The organism is Dietzia sp. DQ11-44 (genome assembly GCF_014145205.1).
Lineage (GTDB): Bacteria > Actinomycetota > Actinomycetes > Mycobacteriales > Mycobacteriaceae > Dietzia > Dietzia natronolimnaea.
In genome coordinates, this window is record NZ_JAALEC010000738.1 from 1 (window position 1) to 5,746 (window position 5,746).

Annotated in this window: 6 protein-coding genes; 1 reads left to right on the forward strand and 5 read right to left on the reverse strand. The window is 65.9% G+C overall.

Annotated features, from left to right (window positions below; genetic code table 11):
* Position 1 precedes the first annotated feature (1 nt).
* Entirely contained in the window at positions 2-250 is a 249-nt protein-coding gene (catC, locus tag G6018_RS16595; RefSeq protein ID WP_347237889.1) for a muconolactone Delta-isomerase, read from the forward strand.
* A 94-nt stretch (positions 251-344) separates the two neighbouring features.
* On the opposite strand, the gene G6018_RS16600 is transcribed toward catC, so the two are convergent.
* From G6018_RS16600 to merA, 5 genes are all read right to left on the reverse strand, one after another.
* Positions 345-1,121, reverse strand: a complete 777-nt coding sequence (locus G6018_RS16600; RefSeq protein WP_182640230.1) for a recombinase family protein — start codon at positions 1,119-1,121, stop codon at positions 345-347.
* A gap of 146 nt (positions 1,122-1,267) precedes the next feature.
* Positions 1,268-2,077, reverse strand: a complete 810-nt coding sequence (locus G6018_RS16605) for an AAA family ATPase (protein ID WP_182640231.1) — start codon at positions 2,075-2,077, stop codon at positions 1,268-1,270.
* A 2-nt stretch (positions 2,078-2,079) separates the two neighbouring features.
* Entirely contained in the window at positions 2,080-3,459 is a 1,380-nt protein-coding gene (locus G6018_RS16610; protein ID WP_163376769.1) for a Mu transposase C-terminal domain-containing protein, read from the reverse strand.
* Between the two features lies 1 nt (position 3,460).
* Positions 3,461-4,063 carry a recombinase family protein gene (locus G6018_RS16615; RefSeq protein ID WP_094364518.1) on the reverse strand — a complete coding sequence of 201 codons (603 nt, stop codon included), beginning with the start codon at positions 4,061-4,063 and terminating at the stop codon, positions 3,461-3,463.
* A gap of 220 nt (positions 4,064-4,283) precedes the next feature.
* Positions 4,284-5,684 carry a mercury(II) reductase gene (merA, locus tag G6018_RS16620; RefSeq protein WP_017838447.1) on the reverse strand — a complete coding sequence of 467 codons (1,401 nt, stop codon included), beginning with the start codon at positions 5,682-5,684 and terminating at the stop codon, positions 4,284-4,286.
* Positions 5,685-5,746 lie beyond the last annotated feature (62 nt).

The following is a 5,746-nucleotide window of genomic DNA, read 5'->3' on the forward strand; positions in this document are numbered from 1 at the left end:
CATCCCCACCGACCTAGACCCTGAGGTCCGCGCCGACACCCTGGCCCGTGAGAAGGCCTACAGCCAGGACCTGCAGCGCTCCGGCACGTGGCGGGAGCTCTGGCGCATCGTGGGCCAGTACTCCAACATCAGCATCTTCGATGTCGAGTCCGGCGACGAGCTCCACGAGATCCTCCAGGGACTGCCACTGTTCCCGTACATGGACATCGAGGTCATGGCCCTGACACGCCACCCGTCGCGAATCGACTGACAACGGAACGGACCCCCATCGGGGCGCACACGAGCGGGAGTTGGAGTTCAGCTGTCAGGCCCGGCAACAGCGCAATGGGGCCGCTCATCGGCGTTCACTGCGTGTGACGTTGGAGTGCGCGGTACAACGTAGAACGCCCGACTCCAAGATCGCGGGCGATCGCCGACGGCCCCTCCCCTGCCTCGATGCGGGCGCGGGCCGTCTCGATCTGCTCGTCGGTCAGTACTCGTTTGCGTCCCTTGTACTTACCTTTCGCCTTGGCGATAGCGATACCCTCGGCCTGGCGTTCACGGATGATGGCCCTCTCGAACTCCGCGAACGCCCCGAGCAGCGAAAGCATCAGATCCGCTCGAGGATCCTGGGCGCCAGCGGCGTAGGTGGCCCGCTCGTGGACGAACTCCACGCTCGCGCCCTTAGCCGTGATCTCGCCGACGATTTGCTTGAGATCGACCAGGGAACGAGCGAGCCGGTCCATCGATGCAACAACTAGCTCGTCACCGTCGCGGAGGTACCCGATGCACTCGGCGAGCTTCACGCGATCGACACGAGAGCGTGCGGACTGCTTTTCTATATAGACCTGATCGCACTCCCCAACCGCCTCGAGCTGACGCGCCTCATTCTGATCAGCAGCCGACACACGCACGTACGCCACCCGCTGCCCACGAGGCCGCGAGGACCGGCGAGCCGGCTTCCGGGCCGGCCCCGATTCTCCCTCGACGATATTCTCCGAGTCTGTCGACTCGACTCGGATTGACCAGTCCAGCTCGTCCCGGCGACGGAACCTGGTACGCACGCTCCCGCGGCTGACGACGAGCACCTCCTCGCCACCGTCACCCGAGCGATTGAGCAACATCCCGATTCGATCAGCCATCGAAAGAGCCTTTCGTCCGGAATCTGTACCACTACACACTAGACCCGAAGGGACGGCGTTTCATAACTCTAGAAATCACCCTGTGACACAGCGACGATTGTGGGTTTGAGTGCTTTGCGGCGGTTTTCTGTGATCGCTTGGGGGCGTTAGTTTCCGATCACGAGGATGCTGGCGGCGGATTCTATGACGTCGTCGGTGATGGTCTCGAGTTGGTTGATCTTGAGCACTCGGGCGATCTGAGGGAAGAGGCGTTCGAGGAGGCGGAAGTTGCCCCGGGTGATGCGTTCGATCGCGGCGATCGCTTGAGCGTCGGTGAAGTCGTCTGGGTCAAGAGTGCGGCCGAGGCGTTTCCAATGGCGATCGAGGACGAAGAGCAGTTCCTCGCGTCCTAGTGCCCGGTATCGGTGTGAAAATCCGAGGCGGCTGTAGAGCTGAGGGTAGTGGCGAAACCGCTGGTCAATGCCAGGCATGCCGATGAGGATGATCGCCAGGTCGTAGCGGTCGTGTTCATCACGGAGGAGTTCGAGTGCGGTCGGGGCCAGTCGTTCGGCTTCATCGATGATGAGCCGCTCGACCCACTTGTTGGTGTGACCTGAGTGGGCGCCGGTGACTTTGCCGATGTTGCGCTGGTGTTCGTCGATGCAGATGCCGAGCTTTGTCTGCAGGTGCGCGATCTCGTGCATGAGGATTTTGGGCCTGGGGAGCACCTCGGGGGTGTAGAACACGGTCCGGCACCGGTTCGCAGTTGCATAAAGCTTGGCGTCGTCTTCGGTGCGCGGCCCCCATTCGGTGATGAACGGTTCCACGGTGTCCCAGTGGGCGTATCGGCGTGCCGATTGGGTCTTGCCGATGCCGGCGTCGCCGTGACAGATGCCGATGGTGCGTTCCTTGCGTACCGCGGTGGCGAATTCGGTGAACCGGCGATGTTCCTTGGTGATGATGAAGTCCTTGGCCATCCTTAGTCCTCTTCGTAGGTGCGCAGCTTGGTTGGCCGCGCTCCGGGGGCGGCGGTGCGCGGTTCGGCCCGATCGGCGATACGCGGGATGCGGTCGTTGATGTCTTTGCGCAGTTGGCGCCGGCGGGCTCGGCGTGCGGTCTCGACTTCTTGCAGGCTTACCCGTTGGTTCGGGTGCGCCTCATCGATGGCCACGCAGAGGAAGGTGTCGCGGTCGTATACGCGAACCTCGGAGATGTCACGCGGGTCGTAGCGGATCGTCACCGGGCGGCCAACGAACGGTGCCAGAGTTGGCGCGAGGTAGCGCCGGCCTTGGAAGTGGATGCCGTCACGCTGCACGGTGCGGTGCTTGGGCACCGTCAGCAGCAGTCCGTCGAGTTCATCGAGGGATTCGGGCATGCGTGGCAACCACCCGTCACCGATCCACGCCTTCTTCGGGCTCGTCCCGATCTCCCGGTGGGTCCGCTCGTTGTAGGTGGCGATGAAACCGGCGATCGCCTGATCGAGCGCAGGTAGATCCAGAGATGGAGGTGTCTTGGCCCCTGGTGCCAGATGTCCGGGCAGGGTGGCCAGGAGCTCGGTGTTGACTGTGCCGAAGAACCGCTCGATCTTGCCTCGGCCTTGCGGGCGACCGACGGTGGAGAAGATGAGGCGGATTTTCAGTGAGACCGCGGTGTACTCGAGGTGGCGGCTGGTGAAGTCGCTGCCGTGATCGATATAGAGGACGTCGGGTAGTCCGCACATCGCCCAGGCCGGTTCGGTCTTGCGCCAGATCGCCTGTCGTAGCACCAGCGCGGTGTTCATCGCCGATGGCGCCCCGGTGAAGACCATGTACCCGCAGACCGCGCGGGAGTAGTCGTCCATCACCACCGTCAGCCAGGGCCGGTCGGGGGTGCCGCTGGCGCCGGTGATGAGGATGTCGAGTTCGGTGTGATCGGCTTGCCACGTCACATTCGGCCGTTCGGCGCGATGGCGGAACACCAGTTCATAGCGGTCCCGATATGCTGCCGGCCCCTCCAGAGCAAGCGTCACCAGGGCCGGGTCCAAAGCGTGGACGATGGCGCGGACCGTGGCATAGCTCGGGGCCGTCAGCCCCAAGCGACCCGCTTCGGCCGTGGTGAGCCGGTGCAATGCAGCGGTGCTCGGGCGTGGGCGGGTCAGCGCGAGGTGCTCGAGAAACGTGACCAGTTCCGCCGGAGTGCGTCGAGATCCCGTGTCGCGTCGTGGCCGCGGCTCCAACGCCGCGATGCCGCCGGTCTTGTAAAGCTGGTGCCAGCGTTGCAGTGTCCGCAGCCCGGTGCCGGTGTCACGGGCCAGGGTCGTCAGCGAGATGCCGTCCTCGACGTGAAGCCGGAGGATTCGCCACCGCTGCGGCCCGTCCATGTCACACCTGCTGGGAGACCATGTCGCGGTCGCGGGCAGCCTGTTGGTGCCGGTACAGCGTGGCGCGAGACCATCCGACCAATCGGGCGGCTTCCTCGGCGGTGCGACCCTTGGCGCGGGCGTCCCGAGCGATGTCGAGTTTCTCCGCAATCACCGCCGGGTCAACAGGCGGCCGACCGAACCGGGTACCGCTCTGCTTCGCCGCAGCGATGCCGGCATTGACTCGCTCGGTGATCAGCTCGCGCTCGTACTCGGCCAGCGTGGCCAGCATGCCCAGCATTAACCGGCCGGAAGTGGTCTCCGGGTCGATGCCGTCCGAAAGCGACTTGATCTTTACGCCCTTGTCGCGCATCAGGTTCACGGTGTTGAGGACATCGATCAAGGATCGGCCGAGCCGGTCGATGCGCCACACCACGACCGTGTCGCCGGACTCGGCATAGTCCAACAGGCGCTTCATCCCCGGGCGTTCGATCGCGGTCCGGCTACCCGAGGTCACATCCGCGAACACATCCCGCTTCTGCACCCCGGAATCCACGAGTGCATCCAACTGCAACTGCGCGTCCTGACTCGCAGTGCTCACGCGGGTGTACCCCAAGAGCCTCATGACATGATTATGACTCACAAACCCCTACCGAGCACCACCCTGCGACAGTTCACGGTGAGACGACTTCGCGAGAGGCAGAAGGTGCCCATCGGCCCATGAAGCGGTCTCGGCGTCCGGTCCCCGCCTGGTGTCTCATAAGACTGTAGGTTTTTAAGGCACATTCACGGCGCCAGGCGGGCCGCCGCGGGAGCCCTCGTCCACCCCGCTGGGGCCGCGGGTTTCAGGCGCAGCATGACGTCGGCATCTGGTTTCGGAAGAGGCCGGCCACGATGCGCAGGCTTTCGCTCATGGTCAGGTACGGCGCCCAGGTGTCGGCCAGATCGTCGACGGTCATGCCGCTTTTGATGGCGTAGGTGGCCGCCAGCATGATCTCCCCGGCCCCGTCCGCCAGAGCGTGCACGCCCAGAACCTTGCCGCTCACGGCGTCGGCGACGAGCTTCACCGCCCCGCGGGTGTCGTGCTGGACGAGCGCCCGGGGGACATCGGACAGGTCCAGGACGCGGCAGTCGCACGCGTGCCCTCGGGTGAGGGCCTCGTCCTCGGTCAACCCCGCCGAGGCCAGCTGGGGCCGGGTGAACACGACCGCAGGAAAGCCGGCGTAGTCGACCCGAGCTGCCGGCGGGTACCTGTCCTCGGTCAGGGCGTTGAGCGCGGCGGCCCGACCGCCGGCGGCGGCGGCGTAGACGTACTGGGGAGCCCCCGAGACGTCACCGGCGGCCCAGACGCGCGGGTTGGAGGTGCGCTGGGTCTGGTCGACCACGACGAAGCCGCGCTCGTCCACGTCCACACCGGCAGCGGCCAGGTTCAGGCCGTCGGTGCGGGGCAGGCGTCCGGTGGCCACCAGGACCTGCGCGCCGCGCACCTGTTCGCCCGAGTCCGTGGTCACCACCACCTCTCCTGCGGGGCCTGGTTCGCGGGCCACAGTGGTCGCGCGCTCTTCGACCACGGTGATGCCGTCGTCGGTGAAGACTTCCCGAAGTCTCTGGGCCAGCTCCGGCTCGGCGTGCGGCGCCAGACGCCCGACCACAGAGACCCGGGTGCCGAGGTGAGCGAACAGCTGGGCCTGCTCCATCCCGACGTACCCGCCACCGATAACGACCAGGGACTCAGGCAGCTCGGTCAGCTGCATCGCGGTGGTGGACGTCAGCCGGTCCACAGAGTCGAGACCGACCACCTCCGGGATGGCGGGGGTGGCACCGGTGGCGACCAGATAGGCCCGGGCCCGCAGCGCCTGGCCGTCGACGGCCAGGGTGTCCCCGTCCAGGAAGCTGGCCTGGCCTGGGCGGACCTGGAAGCCGTAGGCAGCGGCCACATCGGCGTACTTCGCATCACGCAGGCGCTCGATGAGTGCGTCCTTCTGGGCCACCAGATCGCCGAGGTTCACCGGTGCGGCTGACGTTGGGGCACCTTTGAAGGGATTGGTGAGCGCGGCGTGCCGGGCCCCGGCGGCCGCCAGGAGCGTCTTGGACGGCACGCAGCCGATGTTCACGCACGTCCCGCCCAGAACACCGCGCTCAACCAGCACGACGCTCTTACCGGCCTGGCTGGCCGCGATGGCGGCGGACATCGCCGCGCCTCCTGAGCCGATCACGGCCAGATCGACGTCGTAGTCCACACCCATTTGCCCACCTTCCTTCGCGTGACCCCTCTTCAGCGTCCATAGTGGACGTTCCAGCGCAGGGG

Bases quoted from the DNA above. Each gene is read 5' to 3' on its own strand.
- G6018_RS16600 (WP_182640230.1), bottom strand. From the start codon at position 1,121: ATGGCTGATCGAATCGGGATGTTGCTCAATCGCTCGGGTGACGGTGGC.
- G6018_RS16605 (WP_182640231.1), bottom strand. From the start codon at position 2,077: ATGGCCAAGGACTTCATCATCACCAAGGAACATCGCCGGTTCACCGAA.
- G6018_RS16610 (WP_163376769.1), bottom strand. From the start codon at position 3,459: ATGGACGGGCCGCAGCGGTGGCGAATCCTCCGGCTTCACGTCGAGGAC.
- G6018_RS16615 (WP_094364518.1), bottom strand. From the start codon at position 4,063: ATGAGGCTCTTGGGGTACACCCGCGTGAGCACTGCGAGTCAGGACGCG.
- merA (WP_017838447.1), bottom strand. From the start codon at position 5,684: ATGGGTGTGGACTACGACGTCGATCTGGCCGTGATCGGCTCAGGAGGC.